The sequence below is a fragment of the Glutamicibacter sp. M10 genome (assembly GCF_025452055.1).
In the GTDB taxonomy this organism is placed as follows: Bacteria; Actinomycetota; Actinomycetes; order Actinomycetales; family Micrococcaceae; genus Glutamicibacter.
Window position 1 is genome coordinate 2,032,314 of record NZ_CP104918.1, and the last position, 24,899, is coordinate 2,057,212.

At 58.8% G+C, this 24,899-nt stretch carries 15 protein-coding genes, 1 tRNA gene and 2 pseudogenes; 13 read left to right on the forward strand and 5 right to left on the reverse strand.

What is annotated here, in order from left to right:
- Positions 1–180 precede the first annotated feature (180 nt).
- From gltB to pyk, 3 genes and pseudogenes are all read left to right on the forward strand, one after another.
- Entirely contained in the window at positions 181–4,800 is a 4,620-nt protein-coding gene (gene gltB, locus N6V40_RS09970) for a glutamate synthase large subunit (protein ID WP_396268648.1), read from the forward strand.
- Complete coding sequence (locus N6V40_RS09975) at positions 4,793–6,262, forward strand: glutamate synthase subunit beta (protein WP_131088458.1); 1,470 nt, start codon at positions 4,793–4,795, stop codon at positions 6,260–6,262. The genes gltB and N6V40_RS09975 overlap by 8 nt, the downstream gene beginning before the upstream one ends.
- Positions 6,263–6,347: 85 nt before the next feature.
- Positions 6,348–7,858 (forward strand): annotated as a pseudogene (gene pyk / locus N6V40_RS09980) (pyruvate kinase).
- A 182-nt stretch (positions 7,859–8,040) separates the two neighbouring features.
- Here the strand turns inward: pyk and N6V40_RS09985 are convergent.
- Positions 8,041–8,125 (reverse strand) — tRNA-Leu (locus N6V40_RS09985).
- A gap of 188 nt (positions 8,126–8,313) precedes the next feature.
- Between N6V40_RS09985 and N6V40_RS09990 the strand changes: the two genes are divergently transcribed.
- From N6V40_RS09990 to N6V40_RS10005, 4 genes are all read left to right on the forward strand, one after another.
- Positions 8,314–8,931, forward strand: coding sequence for an ANTAR domain-containing response regulator (locus tag N6V40_RS09990; protein WP_131088456.1), 618 nt, complete (start codon positions 8,314–8,316; stop codon positions 8,929–8,931).
- 306 nt (positions 8,932–9,237) lie between these two features.
- The gene (locus tag N6V40_RS09995) at positions 9,238–10,470 is read left to right on the forward strand and encodes an inorganic phosphate transporter (RefSeq protein WP_131088455.1); all 1,233 of its coding nucleotides are present in this window, start codon (positions 9,238–9,240) and stop codon (positions 10,468–10,470) included.
- A complete protein-coding gene (locus tag N6V40_RS10000; protein WP_131088454.1) occupies positions 10,467–10,715 on the forward strand; it encodes a hypothetical protein in 249 nt (82 codons plus the stop codon). Before N6V40_RS09995 ends, N6V40_RS10000 begins: the two co-directional genes overlap by 4 nt.
- 96 nt (positions 10,716–10,811) lie before the next feature.
- A complete protein-coding gene (locus N6V40_RS10005) occupies positions 10,812–11,357 on the forward strand; it encodes a dihydrofolate reductase family protein (protein WP_131088453.1) in 546 nt (181 codons plus the stop codon).
- Here N6V40_RS10005 and N6V40_RS10010 read toward each other — a convergent pair.
- Positions 11,354–11,713, reverse strand: a complete 360-nt coding sequence (locus N6V40_RS10010) for a hotdog fold thioesterase (RefSeq protein ID WP_262197517.1) — start codon at positions 11,711–11,713, stop codon at positions 11,354–11,356. The two genes, N6V40_RS10005 and N6V40_RS10010, sit on opposite strands and share 4 nt — an antisense overlap.
- A gap of 210 nt (positions 11,714–11,923) precedes the next feature.
- On the opposite strand from N6V40_RS10010, the pseudogene polA reads away from it, so the two are divergent.
- From polA to rpsA, 3 genes and pseudogenes are all read left to right on the forward strand, one after another.
- Positions 11,924–14,535 (forward strand): annotated as a pseudogene (gene polA / locus N6V40_RS10015) (DNA polymerase I).
- Between the two features lie 145 nt (positions 14,536–14,680).
- The gene (locus N6V40_RS10020) at positions 14,681–15,997 is read left to right on the forward strand and encodes a GNAT family N-acetyltransferase (protein ID WP_262197519.1); all 1,317 of its coding nucleotides are present in this window, start codon (positions 14,681–14,683) and stop codon (positions 15,995–15,997) included.
- Between the two features lie 217 nt (positions 15,998–16,214).
- Positions 16,215–17,690 carry a 30S ribosomal protein S1 gene (gene rpsA / locus N6V40_RS10025; RefSeq protein WP_131088449.1) on the forward strand — a complete coding sequence of 492 codons (1,476 nt, stop codon included), beginning with the start codon at positions 16,215–16,217 and terminating at the stop codon, positions 17,688–17,690.
- Between the two features lie 326 nt (positions 17,691–18,016).
- Here the strand turns inward: rpsA and N6V40_RS10030 are convergent, their stop codons facing one another.
- The 3 genes from N6V40_RS10030 to N6V40_RS10040 all read right to left on the reverse strand — a co-directional run bounded on the left by N6V40_RS10030 (position 18,017) and on the right by N6V40_RS10040 (position 21,636).
- On the reverse strand, positions 18,017–19,732 hold the full coding sequence (locus N6V40_RS10030) for an HNH endonuclease signature motif containing protein (protein WP_262197521.1): 1,716 nt from the start codon (positions 19,730–19,732) through the stop codon (positions 18,017–18,019).
- A gap of 63 nt (positions 19,733–19,795) precedes the next feature.
- On the reverse strand, positions 19,796–20,965 hold the full coding sequence (locus tag N6V40_RS10035; protein WP_262197523.1) for a class I SAM-dependent methyltransferase: 1,170 nt from the start codon (positions 20,963–20,965) through the stop codon (positions 19,796–19,798).
- Positions 20,962–21,636, reverse strand: coding sequence for a YigZ family protein (locus tag N6V40_RS10040; RefSeq protein WP_262197525.1), 675 nt, complete (start codon positions 21,634–21,636; stop codon positions 20,962–20,964). The genes N6V40_RS10035 and N6V40_RS10040 overlap by 4 nt, the downstream gene beginning before the upstream one ends.
- Before the next feature lie 84 nt (positions 21,637–21,720).
- Here N6V40_RS10040 and coaE point away from each other — a divergent pair, with 84 nt between their 5' ends.
- From coaE to uvrB, 3 genes are all read left to right on the forward strand, one after another.
- The gene (gene coaE / locus N6V40_RS10045; protein ID WP_262197526.1) at positions 21,721–22,245 is read left to right on the forward strand and encodes a dephospho-CoA kinase; all 525 of its coding nucleotides are present in this window, start codon (positions 21,721–21,723) and stop codon (positions 22,243–22,245) included.
- A 15-nt stretch (positions 22,246–22,260) separates the two neighbouring features.
- On the forward strand, positions 22,261–22,509 hold the full coding sequence (locus N6V40_RS10050; RefSeq protein WP_262197528.1) for a hypothetical protein: 249 nt from the start codon (positions 22,261–22,263) through the stop codon (positions 22,507–22,509).
- A gap of 74 nt (positions 22,510–22,583) precedes the next feature.
- Positions 22,584–24,671, forward strand: a complete 2,088-nt coding sequence (gene uvrB, locus N6V40_RS10055; protein WP_131088445.1) for an excinuclease ABC subunit UvrB — start codon at positions 22,584–22,586, stop codon at positions 24,669–24,671.
- Positions 24,672–24,899: the final 228 nt, after the last annotated feature.

Consider the following 24,899-nt stretch of genomic DNA (forward strand, 5'->3'; position numbering starts at 1 on the left):
CAATGAGGTGGGATATGTTCCTCCCTGGAATCTCGACGTGCCAGCATACCCCGCTGCGCGTTGTCGACGAGTTCCAGTTCGATGAAACATCAAGGCGGCCGGTCGCCCTTTTAAGGAATTATCCTCATGAGCAAAGGGTTCGGCGCGCCCATCCTGCATGAACCACAGAAAGGCACGCTCATGAGCATGACCGGAGTCCCACTGAACGCCTCGCCAGGCTCCGGCGAGAACGTCCTCTCGCCATATACACGCTTCTCTGCAATGCCTAGCGCACAGGGTCTATACGATCCTGCCGCCGAAAAAGACGCTTGCGGTTTGGCAATGATCGCGTCGCTGAAGAACGAATCCAGCCACGAGATCGTCGCCCACGCACTAACGGCACTGCGCCGCTTGGAACACCGTGGCGCTATCGGCGCCGACGAAGGCACCGGCGACGGTGCAGGCATCCTGCTGCATATGCCCGACGCATTTTTGCGCAGCGCCACCAACTTCGCGCTCCCATCTGCCGGCGCCTACGCCGTAGGTATGGGCTTCCTTCCTGCCGAGACCAAAGAGCGCGAATTTGCTCAGTCCGAGCTGGAAACGCTGGCCGCGGAAGAAAACCTTTCGGTGCTCGGCTGGCGCGAAGTGCCCGTCGACTCCTCCGTGCTCGGCGCCTCAGCACGCAAGGTCATGCCATACATCACTCAGTTCTTCGTCGCCGGTCCGACCGGTGCACCAGCACTGAGCAGCCGCGAACTAGACGCCGCCGCCTGGCGCATCCGTCGTCGCGCGCACAACAAGATGGGCATCTACTTCGCTTCGTTCTCCGCGCAGTCCATCGTGTACAAGGGCATGGTTTCTACCGCGCAGCTTGAACCGTTTTACCCGGATCTGTCGAACACCGACTTCGCCAGCCGTTGTGCGATCGTGCACTCACGCTTCTCCACCAACACCTTCCCATCGTGGCCGCTGGCTCAGCCCTTCCGCACCATCGCGCACAATGGCGAGATCAACACGGTTAAGGGCAACCGCAACTGGATGCGCGCCCGCCAGTCAACTCTGGAATCCGAATTGCTCGGCGAGGTCCCCGAAGAGCTGTTCCCGATCTGCACCCCAGGTGCATCGGACTCCGCTTCCTTCGACGAGGTCGCTGAAATGCTGATGCTTTCGGGACGCAACGTCACCGAAGCGATCATGATGATGATCCCGCAGCCGTGGGAAAACGACACCCAGATGGACGCCGATCTGCGCGCCTTCTACCAGTACCACTCGATGCTCATCGAGCCTTGGGATGGTCCGGCAGCCGTTTGCTTCACCGACGGCCAGATGGCCGGAGCGGTGCTGGACCGTAACGGTCTGCGCCCGGCTCGCTGGTGGGTTACCGACGATGATTTGGTAGTGCTTGCCAGTGAGGTCGGCGTGATCGACGTTGCCGAAGAGCACATTGTGTCCAAGGGCCGTGTGGCTCCGGGCAAGATGTTTGCCGTGGATTTGAATGCCGGCCGCATCGTTGAAGACTCCGAAATCAAGGCCGAGGTTGCCGCCTCCAAGCCATGGCGTGAATGGGTTTCGCAAAACCTGAAGACCCTTGCGGACTTCCCGGATCTGGAACACGTACGCCACAACTCGGCCTCGGTGCTGCTGCGCCAGCTCACCTTCGGTTACACCACCGAAGAGCTACGCGTGCTTTTGGCGCCGATGGCCACCACCGGCGCTGAGCCGCTGGCCGCCATGGGAACTGATACGCCCATTGCTGCACTGGCCGATCGCGCGCGCCTGCTCTTTGACTACTTCACCCAGTCCTTCGCACAGGTCACCAATCCACCGCTGGATGCCATCCGCGAAGAGTTGGTCACCTCCATGCACACCACCATCGGCCCAGATGGCAACCTGCTGAGCCTGGATAAGGTGCCTCAGTCGCAGATCGCACTGGACTACCCGGTATTGACCAACGACCAGTTGGCCAAGATCGTAAACTTGCGCGATGCCAAGGGTTCCAAGCTGTCGCTGAAGGTCCGTGGCCTGTACCGCCCGGCCGGTGGCGAGTCTGAACTGCGCGCGCGCCTGCAGGAAATCTGCGAAAAGGTCTCCGCTGCGGTCAACCGTGGAGTGCGCTACATCGTGCTCTCGGACCGTGATTCGTCGGCTGCCTGGGCGCCGATCCCATCGCTGTTGCTGACCAGCGCCGTCCACCACCACCTGCTCAAGAGCTCCAACCGCACCCGTGCGTCGCTGATCATCGAATCCGGCGACGCCCGCGAAGTGCACCATATTGCGGTATTGATCGGTTACGGCGCCGCCGCGATCAACCCATACCTGGCTTTGGAATCGGTCGAGCAGATGGCTGAAGAAGGCGAACTGCCCGGCATTGACGGCGCTACCGCCAGCTCCAACTTGATGAAGGCCCTGGGCAAGGGCGTACTGAAGATCATGTCCAAAATGGGCATTTCCACGGTCTCCAGCTACTGCGGCGCCCAGACCTTTGAGGCGGTTGGCCTCTCCCAGCGCGTGGTTGACCAGTACTTCACCGGTACCACCACCAAGCTTTCTGGCATCGAACTGGATGTGGTGGCCGCCGAGGCTGCTGAACGCCACGCTCGTGCCTACCCAGAACTCGACGGCAGCTCGCAGGCCAATGAGTTGGAAACCGGTGGCGAGTACCAGTGGCGCCGCTCCGGCCCGCCACACCTCTTTGACCCACAGACCGTCTTCCGCCTGCAGCACTCCACCCGCACCCGTCGCTACGACGTGTTCAAGGAGTACACCAAGGCTGTGGACGATCAGGCCGCACAGCTCAAGACCCTGCGCGGTCTGATGAAGCTGAAGACCGAAGGCATCACCCCGATCGACATCGATCAGGTGGAGCCGGTCTCCGAAATTGTTAAGCGTTTTGCCACCGGTGCGATGAGCTACGGCTCGATCTCCGCCGAGGCACACGAGACGCTGGCGATCGCCATGAACCGGCTGGGCGGCAAGTCCAACACCGGTGAAGGCGGCGAGGATCCGGAGCGTCTGCTCGATCCTGAGCGTCGCAGTGCGGTCAAGCAGATCGCCTCGGGCCGCTTCGGCGTCACCAGCTTGTACCTGACCAACGCCGATGACATCCAGATCAAGATGGCTCAGGGCGCCAAGCCAGGCGAGGGTGGCCAGCTGATGAGCCAGAAGCTGTACCCTTGGGTGGCTAAGACTCGTCACTCCACCCCGGGTGTTGGGCTGATTTCCCCGCCTCCGCACCACGACATCTACTCGATTGAGGACTTGGCGCAGCTGATCCACGATGCAAAGTGCTCCAATCCGAGCGCGCGTGTGCACGTGAAGCTGGTCTCCGAGTCCGGTATCGGTACCGTGGCTGCCGGTGTAGCCAAGGCCAAGGCCGACGTAGTGCTGATTTCCGGGCACGACGGCGGCACCGGTGCCTCACCGATGAACTCACTGAAGCACGCGGGCACCCCGTGGGAGCTCGGCCTGGCCGAAGCTCAGCAGACGCTGATCCTCAACGGTTTGCGTGACCGCGTCACCGTGCAGGTTGACGGCCAGCTGAAGACCGGCCGCGACGTACTGATCGGCGCCCTATTGGGTGCCGAGGAGTTCGGCTTTGCGACCGCACCGCTGGTGGTTTCGGGCTGCATCATGATGCGCGTCTGCCACTTGGACACCTGCCCTGTGGGCGTGGCCACGCAGAACCCTGTGCTGCGTGAACGCTTCAGTGGCAAGGCCGAATTTGTGGTGAACTTCTTCGAGTTCATCGCTCAAGAGGTCCGCGAACTGCTCGCTTCCTTGGGTGCACGCACCCTGGACGAAGTGATCGGTCGCGTTGAACTGCTCGAAACTGACGCTGCCCAGGTTGGTGCGCACCGCAAGGTGACCGGGTTGGCGCTGGATGCCATCACCCACGAACCAGCGGTAGAAGTTGCTGCGCGTCGTCGCCGCATCAGCCAGGACCACGGTTTGGATAAGCACCTGGATCAGCGTTTGTTGGCTGCTGCCGCTCCGGCACTAGCCGATCGCATTCCGGTAACCATCGATGCGGACATCGTAAACACCGACCGTTCGGTGGGAACCCTGCTTGGCCACCACGTCACCAAGACCTTCGCACTGGAGATCTTGGACGAGGACACCATCACGGTGCACCTCGCAGGACGAGCCGGTCAGTCACTCGGCGCCTTCCTGCCAGCGGGTATTACGCTGAGCCTGGATGGCGACGCGAACGACTACGTTGGCAAGGGCCTGTCGGGCGGCAAGATCGTCATCCACCCACCAACGAGCACCATTTCGGCTCCTGAGCAGCAGGTGATCGCCGGTAACGTGGTTGGTTACGGCGCCACCAGTGGTTCGATGTTCATCAACGGTATGGTCGGCGAACGCTTCGCGGTGCGTAACTCCGGGGCGAGCATCGTCACCGAAGGCATTGGCGAACACGGTTGTGAGTACATGACCGGCGGCGAAGTGCTGATCTTGGGGGACACCGGTCGTAACTTTGGTGCTGGCTTCTCCGGCGGTGTGGCATGGGTTGTGGACTTTGATACGGACAAGATCAACCCATTGGCCGCAAGCCAGGGGGATCTGTTGATCAACCCGATTTCCGATGCCGAAGCACAGCGCATTCACCAATTGCTCACCGAGCACATCGCACACACTGCTTCGCCACTGGCGCAGCGCCTGGTGCTGAATTGGGAAGACACCCGTACCCGCATCACCAGCATCACCCCGCGCGACTTTGCTGCGGTACAGCAGGTGCGTAGTGACGCGGAAGCCAACGGGCAGAACCCAGATTCGCCACAGGTATGGAACAAGATTTTGGAGGTGACCCGTGGCTGATCCACGCGGATTCCTGAAGGTGACCGAGCGTGTCACCCAACCCAAGCGCCCGGTACCGGTGCGATTGATGGACTACAAAGAGGTTGTTGAACGCCAGAAAGACGGGACCTTGCAGCAGCAGGCTTCCCGTTGCATGGACTGCGGCATCCCGTTCTGCCATCAGGGCTGCCCACTGGGCAACCTGATTCCAGAGTTCAACGATCTGACCTACCGTGGTCGTAAGGATGAGGCGGCAGCTCGACTGCTTTCCACCAACAACTTCCCGGAACTCACCGGTAAGCTGTGCCCGGCCCCTTGTGAGTCATCCTGCGTGCTGGGAATCAACCAGCCAGCGGTGACAATCAAGCAGGTTGAGGCTGAACTTGCAGGTCACCTGATGGACCAGGGCGACTTTGTACCGCAGCCACCAGCTCGCCACACCGAACACCGTGTCGCCATTGTTGGTTCGGGCCCAGCCGGTCTGGCCGCTGCCCAGCAGCTGACCCGCGCAGGTCACACGGTTGCCGTGTACGAGCGCGACGAAGCCATCGGCGGTCTGCTGCGCTTTGGTATCCCAGACTTCAAGCTGGAAAAGCAGGTGATCGACCTGCGCCTGGATCAGATGCGTGATGAAGGTACGATCTTCCGCACCGGCATCGAAATCGGTAAGGACATCACCTGGGAGCAGCTGCGTCGTGACTACGACGCGGTGATTGTCGCCACCGGTGCGACCGTTCCGCGTGAACTGCCCATCGAAGGAAACCAGCTCGACGGCGTGCACCACGCCATGGAGTTCCTCACCGAGAACAACCGTGTGGTTGCTGGTACCTCCAGCGTGCGCACCATCGACGCCAAGGGCAAGCATGTTGTTGTCCTTGGTGGTGGTGACACTGGTTCGGACTGTATTGGTACCGCTCTGCGTCAGGGCGCTGCCAGCGTGACGACCTTGGCGATCGGCAAGCAGCCGGGCACCGAGCGTAGCGAACTGCACCCTTGGCCGACCATGCCGGTGCTCTTTGAAGTGCAGTCATCGCACGAAGAAGGTGGCGAGCGCACCTATTTGGCTTCCACTGTGAACTTTGTCGCCGGTGAGGGAACTAAGCAGAATAAGGTGATCGGTGTTACAGTTGCAGAGACAGAATTTGTTGCTGGCAAGCGCCTCCCGAAGTCTGGAACCGAACGCGTAATCAAAGCTGATTTGGTTCTGCTTGCCCTCGGGTTCACCGGTCCGGAAGCTTCCGGACTGGACGAACAGGTCAGTATCGAATTCGACAACCGGGGCAACGTCGCCCGAGATGGCTACTACATGACGAATACCGAATCGGTGTTCGTCGCCGGAGATGCCGGTCGGGGACAGTCGCTGATCGTGTGGGCTATCGCTGAAGGTCGCGCTTGCGCCGCCTCGGTCGATAAATTCCTCATGGGCTCGACAATTCTTCCAGCACCGGTAGCTCCAACCGATAGGGCCATCAGCATCATTTGAGTGACGTAGGCTTAAATGCGGCGCATCCGATTGTGGATGGGCCGCATTTTGCCTGTGTGGACAAGAAAGGCATTTGGCTGACGGAATGAGACGCGCAAAGATTGTAGCAACCTGGGGTCCAGCCCTAGCAAGCTACGAAAACACTGTAGCGGTACTAAATGCGGGCGTAGACGTCGCGCGCTTAAACATGAGCCATGGAGATCACTCCATGCACGCACAATCGTTGGCGAACGTGCGTAACGCAGCGGCTGAGATCGGCCGCGCGGTCGGTGTTTTTGCCGACCTGCAGGGTCCTAAGATCCGCTTGGGGCGCTTTAAGGGTGACGCGAAGTACATCCTGGAGGCGGGCGAAGAATTCACCATCACCATTGATGACGTGGAAGGCACCCGTAACCTGTGCTCGACCACCTTCAAAGGTCTGCCAAACGACGTGAAGGCAGGGGACTTCCTGCTCATCAACGATGGCAAGGTAAAGCTCAAGGCCATCTCGGTCGATGCAACCTCCGTGCATTCCGAGGTAGTCGTCGGCGGCGAAGTGTCCAATAACAAGGGCATCAACCTGCCAGGCGTTGCAGTGAACGTTCCTGCACTGAGTGAAAAGGATGAGGACGACCTGCGCTGGGCACTGCGTGCCGGCATCGACATGGTTGCACTGTCCTTCGTGCGCAACGCCGAAGACATTTCGCGCGTGCATGAAATTATGGACGAAGAAGGTCGTCGCGTCCCAGTGATCGCGAAGATCGAGAAGCCACAGGCTGTGGCTGCCCTTGAAGAAATCGTCGACGCTTTTGACTCCATCATGGTCGCCCGCGGAGACTTGGGTGTAGAACTGCCACTGGAAGAAGTTCCACTGGTGCAGAAGCGCGCCGTTGAATTGGCTCGTCGCTGGGCTAAGCCAGTGATCGTTGCTACCCAGGTGCTTGAGTCGATGATTGAGTCGCCAACTCCTACCCGCGCTGAAGCATCTGACTGCGCTAACGCCGTGCTTGACGGTGCCGACGCTGTCATGCTTTCGGGGAGACCTCGGTTGGTGCTTACCCGGTCGAAACCGTGGAAACCATGTCCCGCATCATCTCTTCCACCGAAGAGCATGGTCTGGATCGTATCCCACGCTTGGGTTCTCAGCCTAAGACCACCGGTGGCGCTATTACCCGTGCTGCTGTGGAGATCGCCGATCAGGTTGACGCAAAGTACATCGTTGCGTTCACCCAGTCCGGTGACTCGGCACGTCGTCTTTCGCGACTGCGCCCAAAGAAGCCGGTTTTGGCTTTCACCCCGTTGCAGCAGACCTACAACATCATGACCCTGATGTGGGGCGTTCAGGCACGTTTGGTTGCCTACGCTGACCACACGGACAAGATGACTGCTCAGGTGGACGAAGCGCTGCTTAGCGAAGGTTTGGCCGAGGTCAACGACGTTGTCTGCATTGCTGCCGGTTCCCCTCCGGGACAGGCCGGCTCGACCAACTCGATTCGTGTACACAAGATCGGCGATCTGGCAGACGCTGGACAGCTGGTCGACGGCAAGCCAATGCCTGCCCGCGAAAAGGTTGGACCATGGGCACCGGAGAATGTTTCAACTCCTGAGTCCCTCTAGCATCTAGCTTTTACGCTGATGCCTTAAAAGTTCCGCTTCTGTTCACCTTCGGGTGGGCAGGGGCGGAACTTTTTGTGTTGGCGGTGCAAAATTCAACTTTGTGCAGTCGCTCACACCTACCCTAATTTTGGGCAGAAAAAACCGCTGGTCCGGAATATTATTCCGGACCAGCGGCCTATCTTTGGTGCCCAAGGTGGGACTCGAACCCACACATCTTTCGATACCGCATTTTGAGTGCGGCGCGTCTACCGATTCCGCCACTTGGGCTGGCACTTTGACTAGTTTACTAGAGGTTTTCCAGATTTCCTAATCGGGAACCTCGCGTCATCGCGTGAACTACAGTACATGCAAGTAGGCTTATATGTGAAACCGAGGCAACGTAGCTTCGCTGACGGAAACCATCTAACTGCCCTCCACCGCACGGGCAGGATTTTTGATCATGGAGGAAGGCGCCAATGAGCGAACTACCCGAAGTCACCCGAATTCCATCCGAGGTGCAATCCACCCCGCGTCGTGTGGTTGTAGCCGAGGACGAAACCCTCATCCGCCTCGATATCGTCGAGATCCTACGCTCCGAGGGTTATGACGTTGTTGCTGAGGCAGATAACGGACAGACCGCATTGGAGAAGGCTCGTGAATTGAAGCCCGATCTGGTTCTGATGGACGTGAAGATGCCAGTCATGGACGGCATCACCGCCGCTGAGGCGATCGTGAAGGAACGCATCGCCCCGGTAGTACTGCTCACCGCGTTCAGCCAAAAGGAATTGGTGGAGCGCGCGCGTGAAGCCGGTGCCATGGCGTATGTGGTTAAGCCATTTACCCCTGCCGATCTGACTCCGGCCATCGAGATCGCTATTTCTCGTAATGACGAGCTGCGCGCCTTGGAAGAGGAAGTCAGCAACCTCGCTGAGCAGTTTGAGACTCGCAAGCTGGTAGATCGCGCTAAGAGCTTGCTGATCACCAAGATGGGTCTGACCGAGCCAGAAGCATTCCGCTGGATCCAGAAGACTTCGATGGATCGCCGCCTGAGCATGCGCCAGGTTGCCGAAACCGTCGTCGATCAGGTCAAGTAAGTACGAACTGCTCGTTGGTAGAATCTGTGGATGTGCACCAAAACGCCGTGTGTTTTGGTGCACATTTTCATGCGACGGCTAGCTGTTGTGCCTATCCAACGAGCAATAGTGCTTACTGAGCACGGCAAGTTATTAAAAAATTAGCCGCCCGTTAGTTGACTTCCTAGATTGACGAACCGCTCAGTACGCCTAAGATTGAAACTGCGCCAAGAACCAAGTCCTGCATGCCTAAAAATATTTCGCAGATTAGCTTGTTCGAAGCCCGTACACTTTCCCTTGCCGTTCGACCTCTCAGGCTGGTACTAAATGGATTTGACGCTGATCGTCGTCCTAGTCATTGCCTTGGCGTTGTTTTTTGACTTCACCAATGGATTTCATGACACGGCCAATGCGATGGCCACCCCGATCGCAACCGGTGCAATTTCCCCTAAGAAGGCCGTTGCCCTCGCCGCAATTTTGAACCTTGTCGGTGCTTTCCTCTCCACCGAGGTAGCTAAGACAATTTCTGGCGGCATCATTAACGAAGACCCCTCCACAGGTGTAGCCATCGGGCCAGCAATGATTTTTGCTGGACTGATGGGTGCGGTGATTTGGAACCTGCTCACTTGGCTGCTGGGTCTGCCATCGAGCTCGTCGCACGCGTTGTTCGGCGGACTGGTTGGTGCCGCTATTGTCGGTGCTGGCGTGGCTTCGGTGAACTACGGCGTGCTGCTCTCCAAGGTTTTGCTGCCTGCGCTCTGCGCCCCAGTGATTGCCGGTGTCTCCGCGTACCTGTGCACGAAGCTGGCTTACGCCATCACCAAGCGCCAAAACGGTGCCTCGCCTAAACGTGGCGGCTTCCGCTATGGGCAGATTTTCTCCTCCTCGTTGGTCGCGCTGTCGCACGGTACCAACGATGCGCAGAAGACCATGGGCATCATCACCCTGACCCTGGTGGCCTCCGGCTTGCAGGATTCAGGATCAGGCGTACACCTTTGGGTGGTTACCGCTTGTGCTCTGGCGATCGCGTTGGGAACGTACACCGGTGGCTGGCGCATTATCCAGACCATGGGTTCGGGACTGACCGACGTGAAGCCTGCACAGGGCTTCGCCGCAGAGGTCTCCACTGCTTCAGCCATCCTGGCTTCCTCGCACTTGGGCTTTGCCCTGTCGACCACTCAGGTCGCTTCCGGGTCGGTTATCGGTTCCGGTTTGGGCCGCAAGGGCGGCGAGGTCCGTTGGGGCACCGCCGGCCGTATTGCCTTGGGCTGGCTCTTCACCTTGCCGGCAGCCGCGATCGTCGGCGGTCTGGCAGCCTGGATCGTACACTTTGGCACCCCAGGTCTGGTTATCGTCACTATCCTTGGAGTTGGCGCGATGCTGACCATCTGGTTCGCTTCCCGAAAGCAGTCGCACGGCTCTGACGGGACTATGTCCGACATCGATAACTCCGGAGCTGCGGTCAACATTTTGACCAAGAAGCAACGCCGCGCCAAGGCCAAGGCTGAAGCCGCGCAAGCTAAGCTCGTCGCCACGCAGAAGGATGCTGATAACTCATGATTGACTGGGTTGCCTTTGCGATCGTTGCGATCGTCACGTGGATTGCCGCGATGCTCATTGTTACCGCTTACTCTTTCGGAGTTCGCCTGCTGGCTGTAGCTAGGGACGAAGGAAAAAGTACGGGCCTTAGCAAGACTGGCGCGTATGCCTGCTTCACCGTGGCCGGTTTAATTGTGGCCTTTGGCGTGGTGCTGATCGTTCCGCAACTTAGCGAAGCGATTTTGGGCATGTCCTCAAGCCACTAAACGCTCACTATCGCTGATAGTGCTCAGCACGCTCAACATCGGCTGGGAAGTAAAACTGCATATTGCCTTCGACGGAGGCACCCCTAGACTGGAGCCATGACTAGCTTCAAGTACTACGTGGGTGCCTCCGTTGATGGTTTTATTGCCGACGGTAGCGCCGATGCGCATTGGTTCACCACCTTCGCCAAACAGCCTGGCGTGAAAAAGCACTTTGATCAGTTCTTTGAAACCATTGGTGCAGTGGTGATCGGCGGGAAAACCTATGAGGGTATCGCCAAGGAAGTCGCCGACGGGAACATGAGCTGGATGTTTGCGCACCTCCCAGTCTGGGTTTTAACCCACCACGAATTACCGACCCTCCCCGATACCGACCTGACGTTCATCCGCGGAGAAATCGGTTTCTGGAGCCAAGACATTGCGCGAAGCGCGGGGGCCGGTGACGTGTGGGTTGCCGGCGGCGCGGATCTAGCAGGCGGATTTGTTCAAGCGAACGTGTTGGACGAGCTGTTGTTAGTGACCGTGCCGGTGGTCTTCGGCGAGGGCACCAGCATTTTTGGGCGTTCGGTGCGCGCCCAACTCTCAGCGATGAGCGTTGAAGACTTGGGCAACGACATCACGCTGACGCGCTACGCGGTGGGCTAGTTTTCTACCGGGAGCATCATGTTGGTGATGCGCGCGGTGGCAATGCGTGCCCCGTCCTCGTTGCTGATCACGATCTCGTGGCTGGTGCTTCTGCGTCCTAGGTGCACCGGGGTGCATACTGCGGTGACCAAACCGGAGCGGCCAGCCTTGTGATGTGTGATGTTCAGATCGACCCCCACGGGTTGAGTCTTCCCGGCGCCGTGCAACGCTGCAGCCATCGAACCTAGGGTTTCGGCCAGGGCTGCCGACGCGCCGCCGTGCAAAATCCCGTAGACCTGAGTGTTTCCGGCGACCGGCATGGTGGCCGTGATCCGATCGACGGTGAACTCGGTGAAGACGATCTCTAGCTTTTCCACTAGTTCACCTACGCCATTGGAGCGCAAAAAGACCACGCACTGTGAGGTAGGCCGTGGCGCGTGAGCTGCTGCGCGAACGGATGTGCCGAATCTTGCGTGGGTTGAGTAGTGAAATTGTCGTTCATGGGAACTAGGCTTTCAGGTGTGAGCGAAACTACCAAGCCGACACCCGCGTCGGACAAGAGACTGCTGATTATTGACGGACATTCGATGGCGTTCCGCGCGTTTTACGCGCTGCCAGCGGAGAACTTTGCGACGAGCACGGGACAGCACACCAACGCGGTGCACGGCTTTGTATCCATGCTGCTGACGATGATCCGTCAGCAGAAGCCCACCCACGTCGCTGTCGCATTCGACCTGGATACTCCAACCTTCCGGTCGCTGGAGTACACCGAGTACAAGGGCGGGCGCAACAAGACGCCCGAAGAGTTCTACGGGCAGATCGACCTCATCCAAGAGGTCATGAAGGCGATGAACATCCCGTCCATCACCCTGGAAAGCTTTGAGGCCGACGACATCCTGGCCACGCTGGCCACCATGGGCGAGGACGCAGGCTTTAACGTGCTGGTGGTTTCCGGTGACCGTGATGCCTTCCAGCTGATCACCGACAAGACCCTGGTTTTGTACCCGAAAAAGGGCATTAGCGACATTCCGCCGATGGACGCTGCCGCGGTGGAAGCCAAATACTTTGTTCCACCACAGCGTTACTCGGATCTTGCTGCACTGGTCGGCGAAACCGCCGATAACCTGCCAGGAGTACCGGGCGTCGGCCCGAAGACCGCCGCAAAGTGGATCAACCTCTACGGGGACCTGGCCGGTGTGCTGGAGAACATTGACTCGATCAAGGGCAAAGTGGGCGAGTCGTTGCGTGAGCACGTGGACAACGTAACTCGCAACCGCCGGCTCAACCAACTGAAGCACGACCTAGAGCTGCCGGTGACCTTGGAGCAGATGGAGCTTGAGGCACCAAACCGCGAAGAGATCGAGAACCTGTTTGACGCGCTGGAGTTTAACACCCTGCGTAAACGCCTCTTTGACCTCTTTGCAGCGCAGGAGGAGGAAGTTGCCCCCGAGATAGCTGCCTTCACCCGTGTGGTGACCGACAACGCCCAAGCATTACGCGACTTTATCGATGCCGGTAAGTCCGCGCCGATCGCCGTTCAACCTGCCGTGGTTGGCGATGAAGCTGTGGGCCTTGCATTGTTCCGTGGGGCACAGGCCGTTTGGCTTGATCTTGGCGAACTTCAGGAAGGCACCGAGAACGAACTGGCAGCATTCCTTGCTGACGCCAACGCGCCCAAAATTTTCCACGACGCTAAAGCCACCATGCACCTGCTGATCGAACGTGGGCTGAAGATCGCGGGCATCAAGGACGACACGTTGATTAGTGCGTACCTGATTCAGCCAGATCGGCGTAGCCACGACCTAGAGGACGTGGTGCAGTACCACCTGAAATATGCGGTGCCGGTGCATCAGGCGAAGAAAGGCGAATTGGATCTGGGGCTGACCGCTGATTTGGCCGAACCCACCCTGGCCCAAGCTCAGGCAATCCACGACCTGTCCGCGTTCCTTGCCACCAAGCTGGCTGAGAAGCACGCCGATGTGCTGGCTGCAGAGATGGAACTGCCGCTGATCCCGGTCCTCTTTGAGATGGAACGTGCCGGTGTGGCGGTGGACGTGGATCGACTGAATGAACTGCGTGCGCACTTCACCACGCAGGTTGATCAAGCCACCAACGATGCATTTGCTGCGATCGGCCACGAGGTAAACCTTTCTAGCCCGAAGCAGCTGCAGGTAGTGCTGTTTGAAGAGCTGGATTTGCCGCGTACCAAAAAATCAAGACCGGTTTCACTACGGACGCTGAATCACTTCAAGACCTGCTGGTCAAAACCGGGCACCCGTTCCTGGTGGCGCTGATGGCTTACCGCGATGCCATCAAACTACGCCAGACCGTCGACGGTCTGCTGAAAGCTACGCACGACGATGGACGGATCCACACCACCTACGCGCAGACCGTGGCAGCCACCGGTCGACTTTCTAGTCTCAACCCGAACCTGCAGAACATCCCGGTCCGTTCAGAAGAGGGCCGACGCATTCGCGACGTGTTCATGGTGGGCACCGGGTACCAAACCCTGCTGACCGTGGACTACTCGCAGATCGAAATGCGCATTATGGCGCACCTGTCCGAGGATGCCGGGTTGATCGAGGCTTATCAAAACGGCGAAGACCTGCACCGGTTTGTCGGTTCGCGCGTGTTCAACGTCGAGCCAGAAGAGGTCAGCTCTGAAATGCGCTCCAAGGTGAAGGCGATGAGCTACGGCTTGGCCTACGGTTTGAGCAGTTTCGGGCTGTCCAAGCAGCTGAAGATCGGCGTGGATGAAGCGCGCAAATTGATGAAGGACTACTTCGATCGTTTCGGAGCGGTGCGCACCTACTTGCGTTCGGTCGTGGACCAAGCCCGCAAGGACGGCTACACCGAAACCATCTTTGGCCGTCGTCGTTACCTGCCAGAGCTGAACAGCTCGGATCGGCGTCTACGCGATATTGCCGAACGCGCGGCACTGAATGCACCTATTCAGGGATCGGCCGCCGATCTTGTTAAGGTGGCGATGCTCAAGATCTCTGCGGGGCTGGAATCCGGGAACTTTACCTCCCGCATGCTGCTCCAGGTCCATGACGAACTCATTTTGGAGATCGCCGAAGGGGAACTGGAAGCAGTGCAGGAGTTGGTGACCCACGAAATGGGCCAGGCCGCTGACCTGTTGGTGCCGCTGGATGTTCAGCCGGGCATTGGCCGGACCTGGCACGAGGCGGCTCACTAACGGGCGCAAATCTCTACCCTGATGCTGCCGGGCGCGAAGTACACTGAACTTCACGCCCGGCAGCACAGTACTATCTACCGCACTACCTACCGCCGAGCAGCATGGGGCGTGCCTGTTGAGCTTCAACGATGAAGGGTGCAAAACAGTGGCAAAAGCAATCCCTAGCCAACTCAAGTGCGTTAGTTATGACGCTGCGCAATTGGACGACGATGGGCAGCGCGCCCTGAGCATTTTTCAACGGGCCACCGCGCTCGGGTTTTATGAAGAGCTGCCCGATGAAGCGGGCGAGCCCACCTACGTTCGGCTGGCAGCAGCGCAAAAACTGCGCTTTACGATGGTGTTCGATCAACAGGCGCCGGCCGAATCTCGACATGCCAGCCAGCCGGTGCACACCTATGCGAGTTTCCCGGGGTTGCTCAACGCTGGGGGAGCGCGACCGGTGGCGGTGCATAAAATTACTGCGGTGACCGTTTCGCCCACCCATCGTCGGCAGGGTATTTTGACTCGGCAAATCACGGAGGACCTGAATTATGCGCGCAGAGGTGGGTTCGCGCTGGCAGTACTGACCGCTTCTGAGGCGAGCATCTACGGTCGCTACGGATTTGAACCGGCCACCTATCAGACTCGCTTCACGCTCAAATGTGAGGGCGGTCTAAAATTGCTGGTTGCGCTTCCCGGCACTGTGATCGACGTCGATCCCGAGCCGTTCGCAACGAAGCTTGAAGCATTGATGCGCAGCGCCTTGGCGCAGACTTTCGGTTCGGTCGATGGCACGGAATTTGATGTGGGCTATGCACTGGGGCGTTGGGAAGGGTGGGATTCTCTGGCGAAGGCCAAGAACATGCGCCATGCTGCCTACTACGATGAAGCTGGCGAACTTGGCGGATCCATTACCTATAAGTTCGGTGGTTGGGATGATGCGCAACCAAAGATGGTCGTACACAAACTTGTTGCCCTCAGCGACGTGGCGAGGTTGAAGCTGCTGGAATACGTGGCCAATCATGATTTGGTGCAGCAGGTCCATGGGCAAGGAGCATTGGATGATCCGATGCGTTTGGTATTGCACAACGTTCGGGACTACCAGGTGCGCTCCACCGACGACGTCCTGTGGTTGCGTGTACTGGATGTCATCGCCGCCTTTGAAGCTCGCGGTTACCAGCGATCGGGCCAACTGGTCATCAGCGTGACAGATCGTTTGTCGCTGATCGACGGCACGTACCTTTTTGAGGTCGCCGATGGTTCGGCAACTGTAAAGCGTGTGGCAATTGATGCGGAAGAACTGACCGGTGTAGCCCATGTGGTTCTGGGCGAACGAGAGCTGGCGGGGTTGTACTTGGGTACGGTGCAGCTCTCGCAGCTGCTGGCAGCGGGTCGGGCATCGACGAAGTCGGAGTCGGATGTGAGCGCGAGCCTGCGACTTTTTGAAGTTGATCGCGCACCCTTCACCCCTCACACGTTCTGATCAAGTGGCTGCTGAACACAGGTTTATGACGAAGTTCACAAAATGCTGACGTGGATGTTAGTGGGTTACGCTTTGACCCGCACTCTGGTATACGCGTAGACTTGTCAAGTCGTGCCATGGCACTAGTTATGGCCGCAATCAAGTTTTACCCGTTCGAAATTCCGGGACTTCCGGGGTTTCGACTGACCAAATCTATCCACATCGGAGTCCCTACTACATGACCATCACCTCGAACGAGAACAACAGCGCACCAGTTGTCGCAATTAACGACATTGGATCTGCTGAGGACTTCTTGGCCGCAGTCGATGCCACCATCAAGTACTTCAACGATGGTGACCTCGTCGAAGGCACCGTTGTCAAGGTTGACCACGACGAAGTTCTGCTCGACATCGGTTACAAGACCGAAGGTGTCATCCCTTCCCGCGAGCTTTCCATCAAGCACGACGTTGACCCAGGCGATGTTGTCGCCGTTGGTGACAGCGTTGAAGCCTTGGTTCTGACCAAGGAAGACAAAGAAGGCCGCCTGATCCTGTCCAAGAAGCGTGCTCAGTACGAGCGTGCTTGGGGCGACATCGAAAAGATCAAGGAAGAGGACGGCGTCGTTACCGGTACCGTTATCGAGGTTGTCAAGGGTGGCCTCATCCTGGACATCGGCCTGCGTGGCTTCTTGCCAGCATCGCTCGTCGAGATGCGCCGTGTGCGCGACCTGGCTCCATACATCGGTCAGGAAATCGAAGCCAAGATCATCGAGCTGGACAAGAACCGCAACAACGTTGTTCTTTCCCGCCGTGCATGGCTTGAGCAGACCCAGTCTGAGGTTCGCTCGACCTTCCTTAACAAGCTGGAAAAGGGCCAGGTTCGTCCGGGCGTTGTTTCCTCCATCGTCAACTTCGGTGCATTCGTGGACCTTGGCGGCGTAGACGGCTTGGTACACGTTTCCGAGCTGTCTTGGAAGCACATCGACCACCCATCCGAGGTTGTCGAGGTTGGCCAGGAAGTAACCGTAGAGGTTCTCGAAGTCGATCTAGACCGCGAGCGCGTTTCGCTGTCGTTGAAGGCTACCCAGGAAGATCCTTGGCAGACCTTCGCCCGCACCCACGCACTGGGTCAGGTTGTACCGGGCAAGGTTACCAAGCTGGTTCCATTCGGTGCGTTCGTACGCGTCGAAGACGGCATCGAAGGCCTGGTTCACATCTCCGAGCTTGCAGTTCGCCACGTTGAACTGGCTGAGCAGGTTGTCTCCGTTGGTGACGAACTGTTCGTCAAGGTTATCGACATCGACCTGGAGCGTCGCCGCATCTCGCTGTCGCTCAAGCAGGCTAACGAAGGTGTTGACCCAGAGGGTACCGAGTTTGACCCAGCACTCTACGGCATGGCTGCAGAGTACGACGAGGCCGGCAACTACAAGTACCCAGAGGGCTTCGACCCAGAGTCGAACGAATGGCTCGAGGGCTTCGACACCCAGCGCGCTGCATGGGAAGCACAGTACGCTGCTGCTCAGGAGCGTTGGGAAGCACACAAGAAGCAGGTTGCTGCCGCAATCGTGGCTGACGCAGAAGCAGAGCCTGCTGCTGCAGGTAGCTCCGAGCCAGCTCCAGCTTCGTACTCCTCGGAGGCTCCAGCCACCGATGCAGGCACCTTGGCTTCTGACGAAGCTCTTGCTGCACTGCGCGAGAAGCTGACCGGCAACTAATTTCGCTTTCTGCCTCGTGCAGGAATCGTGATTAGCTTTAGCTGAGCTACGAAGGCCCAACCCGAAAGGGTTGGGCCTTCGTGCATTTAAGCGGGTATTGGTGCCCACGTCGAGTCCTGCACGAGCGGCAGTGACCCTGACGGTACTCAAATTGGCGAACAGTAAGCGTCGTTGGGGCAAGGGCGGAGCAGATGCGAATGTTCGGACGCACACTAGAGACGACAGATGGATTACTTGAGGGTCTCAAGTTCAAAGACCTGGGCCCGAGGGGAGCTTGGCGATTTAGCTGTGCACATTTCTACGCTCCGGTGTGCAGATCCAGTGGCTTAGGTGGTGGCCGCAAAATGGTACTGGTTGCGGACCGGCGTTTGGGTTGGATCCATAAAGGCCGGCAGGATCACCTGAGGCACACCATCATTGGGGATGACCTTGATCAACCCGGCGTGAACATCGTGATGGTGCGTATCGCAGAGCATCGCGCTCCAATACACTGCCGTGACTCCACCTTCGGACCAGAACCAGACGTGGTGGATATTGCAGCGTTCCGGATCCATCGTGCAACCAGGCACGAGGCAGCCGCGATCACGCACTGCGACCCCTAGGCGCATGTAATTCGGATGCTTTCGTTGGGCTCGACCAATATCTAGGATTTCGCCTTTGCCACCCAAAACTATGGGAATGATTCGGGCTTTGGCTAGGGTTTGCCGTAGATCGGTGGCGCTGAGCTTAAATCCGTGGGAGGTAATACCGAATGTATCTGCTCGACCTTCAAGTTCCGCCAAGGAAATCGTGACGACGACCTGGGGTTTGATGACTGGCACCTTCAGCTCTTGCGAGCCGGCGGTGGCCTGTGCGTCAACTTGCGCTCCGTGAAGAGTTGCATCAAGTAGTCGCTGGAGGAGTTTTGAGTTGAGCTCGAGCAATGACATCAACCCATTCAGGCGTCGAGCGGCAGGGGTGATGGGAGCAGTGTCCGTGGCCTCGCTCGCGGCTGCTTCTTCATCGGTGACAAAGTCGGGATGCTCCGTGGTCGCGTCGGACGCGTTGGTTGGGTTGGCTGCGTCGGCCGGATCGGAGTTGTTATCGGTGAACGCCTCACGTGCAGCTTGACCAGCGTCGGAGCGCGGATTGTCACTTTGGGCGATGCCAGACTCGAAAAGTTCGGCTCGGGTGGGGCGCAGGGCAAGTTCGTAACGCACCAACCCATGACGCAGACCGCGCCGGAAAATTCCTTCTTGGGCCTCGGGCTGTTCTTCAGATTGCTGTTCCTTGGCGGCCTTAATAACGGTGTTGATGCCTTTGCGCCGGGTGGCCGGGTCTGCTTCTTCTAATTCGTGATCGAGTATGGCTTCAAGCAGCTGACCGTCGGCACCGCGCACCGTAGAGGTGGAGGGGGCGTCGAACTCTTCACGTACCGGTTCCAGTGCACCCAGCCGGCGTGCCACCGAAAGCGCTTCGGCAGGCGGCAGGGCCGAATCGTGGAACCGCTGGGTCAGCAAGGGAAACTGCGCCGGATACTGCTGATGTTGGTAATCGAACTGGGCAAAAACATGGTTGGCGCTGGCCACGCGCCGCAGTGCCTCGTGATGCTCAATGTGTAACCAAGAGGACAGCAAGGCAGACGTGCTGGTGAAGGTGGCACGCTGGCCGGTGCGCTCGGCAGGCCGGGTGAAATCAATGGGGCCCGCTTGTTGGGCATTAAGCTCGTCCACAGTGAGAGTATGCGCGCTGGTGGCTTCGAGAAGGTGGGCGGCGTAGATCTGGGTGCGTAGCGCGTGATGGGCGGCGGACTCGGCGATTGATGCCAAAGCCAGAGCAAAACGCGGATCCTCGCGGAAGGACTCGGCCGGTTCAGCGGTGAGCACGGAAGGTTCAGCGGTGGGTTCAGTCGTTTCCGGCGTGGGACCGGCCGGGGCGCCGACCGCCTGATGCAAAACGGGAATGAGCTCGGCCAGTGCCAGCGCCTCGTCGACGGTTAGTCGCGAGGTCTGTTGCAACGCTTCGGATAGCTCGGCTAGCGCCTGGCTGATGGTTTGGCTCATGAGCACAGAATGCTCTGTGCCGATGCGCGGGCAAGAGCGCATCGTGCGAAGTGTGGAAAAGTTTTAGTGCGCTGCGATGGAAGAGGTGACCGTGAAGGTTTTGTCGCGTGCTAGCTGGGTGGTGGGACCGACACGTCGGAGCAATTCCTTGCGGTAGCGCAGGTGGGAGTTGAAGACGCACAAGAGCTGACCGCCGGGGGCCAACACGCGGGCGGCATCGTCGATCAGTTTAAACGCGATGTCAGCGGTGACGGTATTGCCGATGTGGAATGGCGGGTTCAACGTGATCAGGCTGGCCGAGTGATCCGGAAGCCGGGACAACGCGTCGTCTTGCACGGCGGTGAGGCGGGCGGACAGGCCATTAGCCTCGGCCGCGGCCAGGGTGGATGCCACCGCGGAGGCCGAATGATCGGACGCATCAACCGTCAGGTGTCGGTGGGTGAGCGCAGCAAAGACGCCGATGGACCCGTTGCCACAGGCCAAATCCACCAACCTGTGGTGTTCGGTTAAGTCCGGCAGGTTCTCCAGCAGCAGCCGGGTGCCCGGATCCAATCGTGCCGCACCAAAAGTGCCAGCTCCGGCGTGCAGGCTAAAGCTGGTGTCGTTCACCTCATGGGTCGCGGTGGCCGGGAATTTGCTGGCGGGTTGGGATTCCAAGGGGAGGGCTGCGGTGAGGACACGTGATTTTTGGCGTGCCAACGAGACGTCGAGTTGGGCGAAACGCAAGGAGAGTACCTCGTTCATCGAGCGGCTCATATGTTTGATGCGCCCGCCGGCAAAGAGTCGGGCCTGCGCAGACGCCACGGCGGTGATGGCGGCAACCTGCTCGTCCAAAACATCCAGACCGCGGGGTAGTGCCAGCAAAATGTGGGTAGCCGACGTTGCTGCTTGAGCCAGCGGGTAAAAGGTCAGTCGAGCGGCCAGCTCGGGCAGCAAACGCTGCACATTGGCTTCGATGGCTTGGCGTGCGGTGAGCGAATCGCAGTGGACGCGTACCTGCGTGCTACCCAAGGCCAGTGCGCCCAGGCTCAACGCACCGTAGTGATCGCCGATGATCGTGATGGAATCGGGCCACGAGGTGCACGCCTCGCGGTGCCACGTCGCGCAGGTGTCCAGAATCAGCCGATCGGCAGCGTCGGCGGCAAAAAGGTTCGGTGTCTGCACATCGGGCCAGCGCTGCAGGTCAGCCAGCAGGGCCTCAAGCTCGGCGTCGGAAAACGAAGCGGGATTCAAATCAGATCAACCCATTGGGTGTTGGCGGCGGCCAGTTGCCCAGCGCCGGAGGTGAGTGTAGCGATGTGGGTGTGCAATTCTTCGGCGGCTTCGGGAGTATCGGGGATGCCGATCTGGATCAGCGCGGCCGTTGACTGCCACTGTGTGGGCTCGATCTGGTAACCGGCGGCCCGTAGCTCGTTTTCGTAGCGCGCGGCCGTTGCGTGAGCCGCGGGCAAGGTGAAGATGCGTAGGCGTTGGCGGCCTATTAACGTGGTGTGATCCAACGCGCTGGAAACCGCTTCGGAATAGGCGCGGACCAGGCCGCCAGCGCCAAGTTTAATGCCACCAAAATAGCGCACGACCACGGCGAGCACGTCGGAGAGGCCACCGCCCTGTTCTGTATCGCGCTTAGCTAGCGCGTCGAGCATCGGAACCCCCGCGGTACCCGAGGGTTCGCCATCGTCATTGGAACGCTGGGTCATCCGGTCAGGGCCAAGGATGAAGGCGGTGCAGTGGTGCCGGGCGTCAAAATGGGTTTTGCGCAAGGTCGCGATGTGTTCGCGCGCGGCGGCCTCCGAATCAACGCGGTACAGGTAGGTGATGAAGCGCGAGCGCTTGATTTCCAGCTCGTGCACGCTGTCCCCGCTGAGCGTGGTGTAGCTGGTCGCGACCGATTCGTTGGTGTTCATCGCTAATAGTTTATAGGCTGGGAGCATGAAGCATGTTGGACTGACCGGGGAGTAGCCTCCGGAAAATCTGCCGTAGCGGCTAAATTGGCCGAACTCGGGGCGGTGGTGATCGATGCCGACGCTTTGGCGCGCGATGTGGTTGCCTCTGGCACACCCGGCTTAGCTGCGATTAAAGACGCATTTGGGTCCGAGGTTTTGTTGCCCGATGGCGCTCTGGATCGCAAGGCGTTGGGTGCGATCGTCTTCGCCGATGAACAGCAACGGCAGACGTTGAACAACATTGTGCATCCTCTAGTGCGCGAGGCCGCTGGCGCGCTTCGTGCAAAGGCGCCTGAAGACGCGCTGGTGGTAGAAGACATCCCGCTGTTGGTTGAATCTGGGCAAGCTGACCGGTTTGACGCGGTGATCGTTATCCAAGCCCCACATGATGAGCGGATCCGTCGCATGGTCCAAGACCGCGGGTGGAGCGTTGAGGAAGCAAAGGCACGGATGGCTGCGCAGGCCAGTGACGAACAGCGTGCCGCGGTCGCAGATTTTGTGCTGGACAATTCCGGCAGTTTAGAAGAACTTGAGGCACAGGTCAGTGTTCTCTTCGCGCAGTTGACGTAGGTAGTAGGAGAAATAATGCTCAAGATTTCCAAATGGACGATGCTCGCGAGTTTCGCGGTGGCTCTGGTGCTGTGGCTAGGCTTTGGCGGTCGTGCCGAGTTTGTCGGCCAGGAGCAAGGCCCATATTCGCCCGTGGTCTACATTTCCGGCTGGCTAGCACTGCTGGGCGTTGTTGCAGCGACCGTGTTAACCTGTGGCTTTTTCAGCAACGCCATCGGCCGCACCGTGCGTCGTAATGCCATCCGCTACGGTATGCGCAAGTAGTGAGTTATCCCTTTAAGCTGAAAGCTGGCTAGGGCAAGGCTCAAACGGTGGGGGCAAGTGGATATGCTGGAACTATGAGTCTTGCACAGCCGATTAAGCGGGTCGTCGCTCCCTTCGAAGTGATCAGCGAATATGAGCCAGCCGGTGACCAGCCGGAGGCCATCAAACAGCTGACCGAGCGGCTAAACAACGGCGAGAAGGACATTGTTCTGCTCGGCGCCACGGGTACCGGTAAATCTGCCACCACCGCCTGGCTGGTGGAGCAGGTACAACGCCCTACCTTGGTGCTGGTGCAAAATAAGACCCTGGCCGCTCAGCTGGCCAACGAATTCCGCGAGCTGATGCCCAATAACGCGGTGGAGTATTTCGTTTCCTACTACGACTACTACCAGCCCGAGGCCTACGTCCCGCAGACCGATACCTTTATCGAGAAGGACTCCTCGGTCAACGAGGAAGTTGAGCGTTTACGCCACTCGGCCACCAATTCCTTGCTGACCCGGCGCGACACCATTGTTGTTGCCACCGTTTCGTGCATCTACGGCTTGGGCACGCCAGAAGAGTACGTGGCCGGAATGGTCACCGTGCGAACCGGTGAAGAGCTGAACCGCGATGCGATGTTGCGCCAGTTTGTCGCCATGCAGTACACCCGAAACGACATGGACTTCCACCGTGGCACCTTCCGTGTGCGTGGCGATACGGTCGAGATTATTCCAATGTACGAAGAGCAGGCCGTGCGCATCGAGTTCTTCGGCGACGAAGTTGAAGCGATCTACACCCTGCACCCGGTCACCGGTGAAGTGATTCGTGAAGAAACCGAGATGTACATCTTCCCGGCCAGCCACTATGTTGCTGGCGCCGAGCGCATGGGCAAAGCCATCAAGCGGATTGAAGACGAGCTGGCCGGACGGCTCAAAGAGCTGGAATCGCAGAACAAGCTCGTTGAAGCCCAGCGGTTGCGCATGCGCACCACCTATGACCTGGAAATGATGGAGCAGATGGGCTTCTGCAACGGCATCGAAAACTACTCGCGGCACATTGATGGCCGCGAAGCCGGCAGCGCTCCACACTGTTTGATCGACTATTTCCCAGACGACTTCTTGCTGGTGATCGACGAGTCGCACGTGACCGTGCCGCAGATCGGCGCCATGTATGAAGGCGATATGTCACGTAAGCGCACGCTGGTTGAGCACGGTTTCCGCCTTCCCAGCGCGATGGATAACCGTCCGCTGAAGTGGGATGAGTTTTTGCAGCGCATCGGGCAGACCGTCTATCTTTCGGCGACCCCGGGTAAGTACGAGCTGGGCAAGTCCGATGGTTATGTGGAACAGATCATTCGCCCCACCGGCCTGATCGACCCGGAGATTATCGTGAAGCCCACCAAGGGACAGATCGATGATCTACTCGATGAAATCCGTCTGCGCGTTCAGCGTGATGAGCGCGTCTTGGTCACTACCTTGACCAAGCGCATGTCCGAGGACCTGACCGACTACCTGACCGAGCACCAGGTCCGAGTGCAGTACCTGCACTCGGATGTGGACACCATTCGTCGTGTGGAGCTGTTGCGTGAATTGCGTATGGGTGCCTTCGACGTGCTGGTGGGAATTAACCTGCTCCGTGAGGGTTTGGACCTGCCTGAAGTCTCCCTAGTGGCAATCCTCGATGCTGACAAGCAGGGCTTCTTGCGTTCGGCGACCTCGCTGATTCAGACCATTGGTCGCGCCGCACGTAACGTCTCCGGCCAGGTGATCATGTACGCGGATAAGATTACCGATGCCATGGACAAAGCGATCGACGAGACCAATCGTCGCCGGGCCATTCAGGAAGCGCATAACAAGGAGCACGGGATCGATCCGATGCCGCTGCGCAAGAAGATCGCCGACATCACCGATCAGTTGGCTCGTGAAGACGCCGACACGCAGGAGCTACTGAACAATAACCGGTTGGCCAAGGACGCTAAGCGGTCCAAGGCCTCAGCGAGTGTGCGTAAGGATGGGTTGGCGGCTGCGCCGGCCGAAGATTTGTTGACTCAGATCGGCGATATGACCGAACAGATGCATGCTGCGGCCGCAGAGCTGCAGTTTGAGCTGGCAGCGCGGATTCGTGATGAGGTCTCCGAATTGAAGAAGGAGCTGCGCCAGATGAAGGCCGCCGGTCACGCTTAATCCTCGACCAGTTTGTGACAGGTTGGTGTGATCAAAAAGTCTGTGCAGATGCTGTGCGCTACAATGGTTTTTTGGACGTAGGGGAGTATCCCAATGCTGTGAACGTCAACACGCGAACCAATGATGCTTCGCCGGGCGCAGCAGCCGATCAATAGACAAGCATTCAATTAACTTGTTTGCCTGGATGACGGCGGAGAGACTTGCGGCGATTTTCCATACCCTCCAACG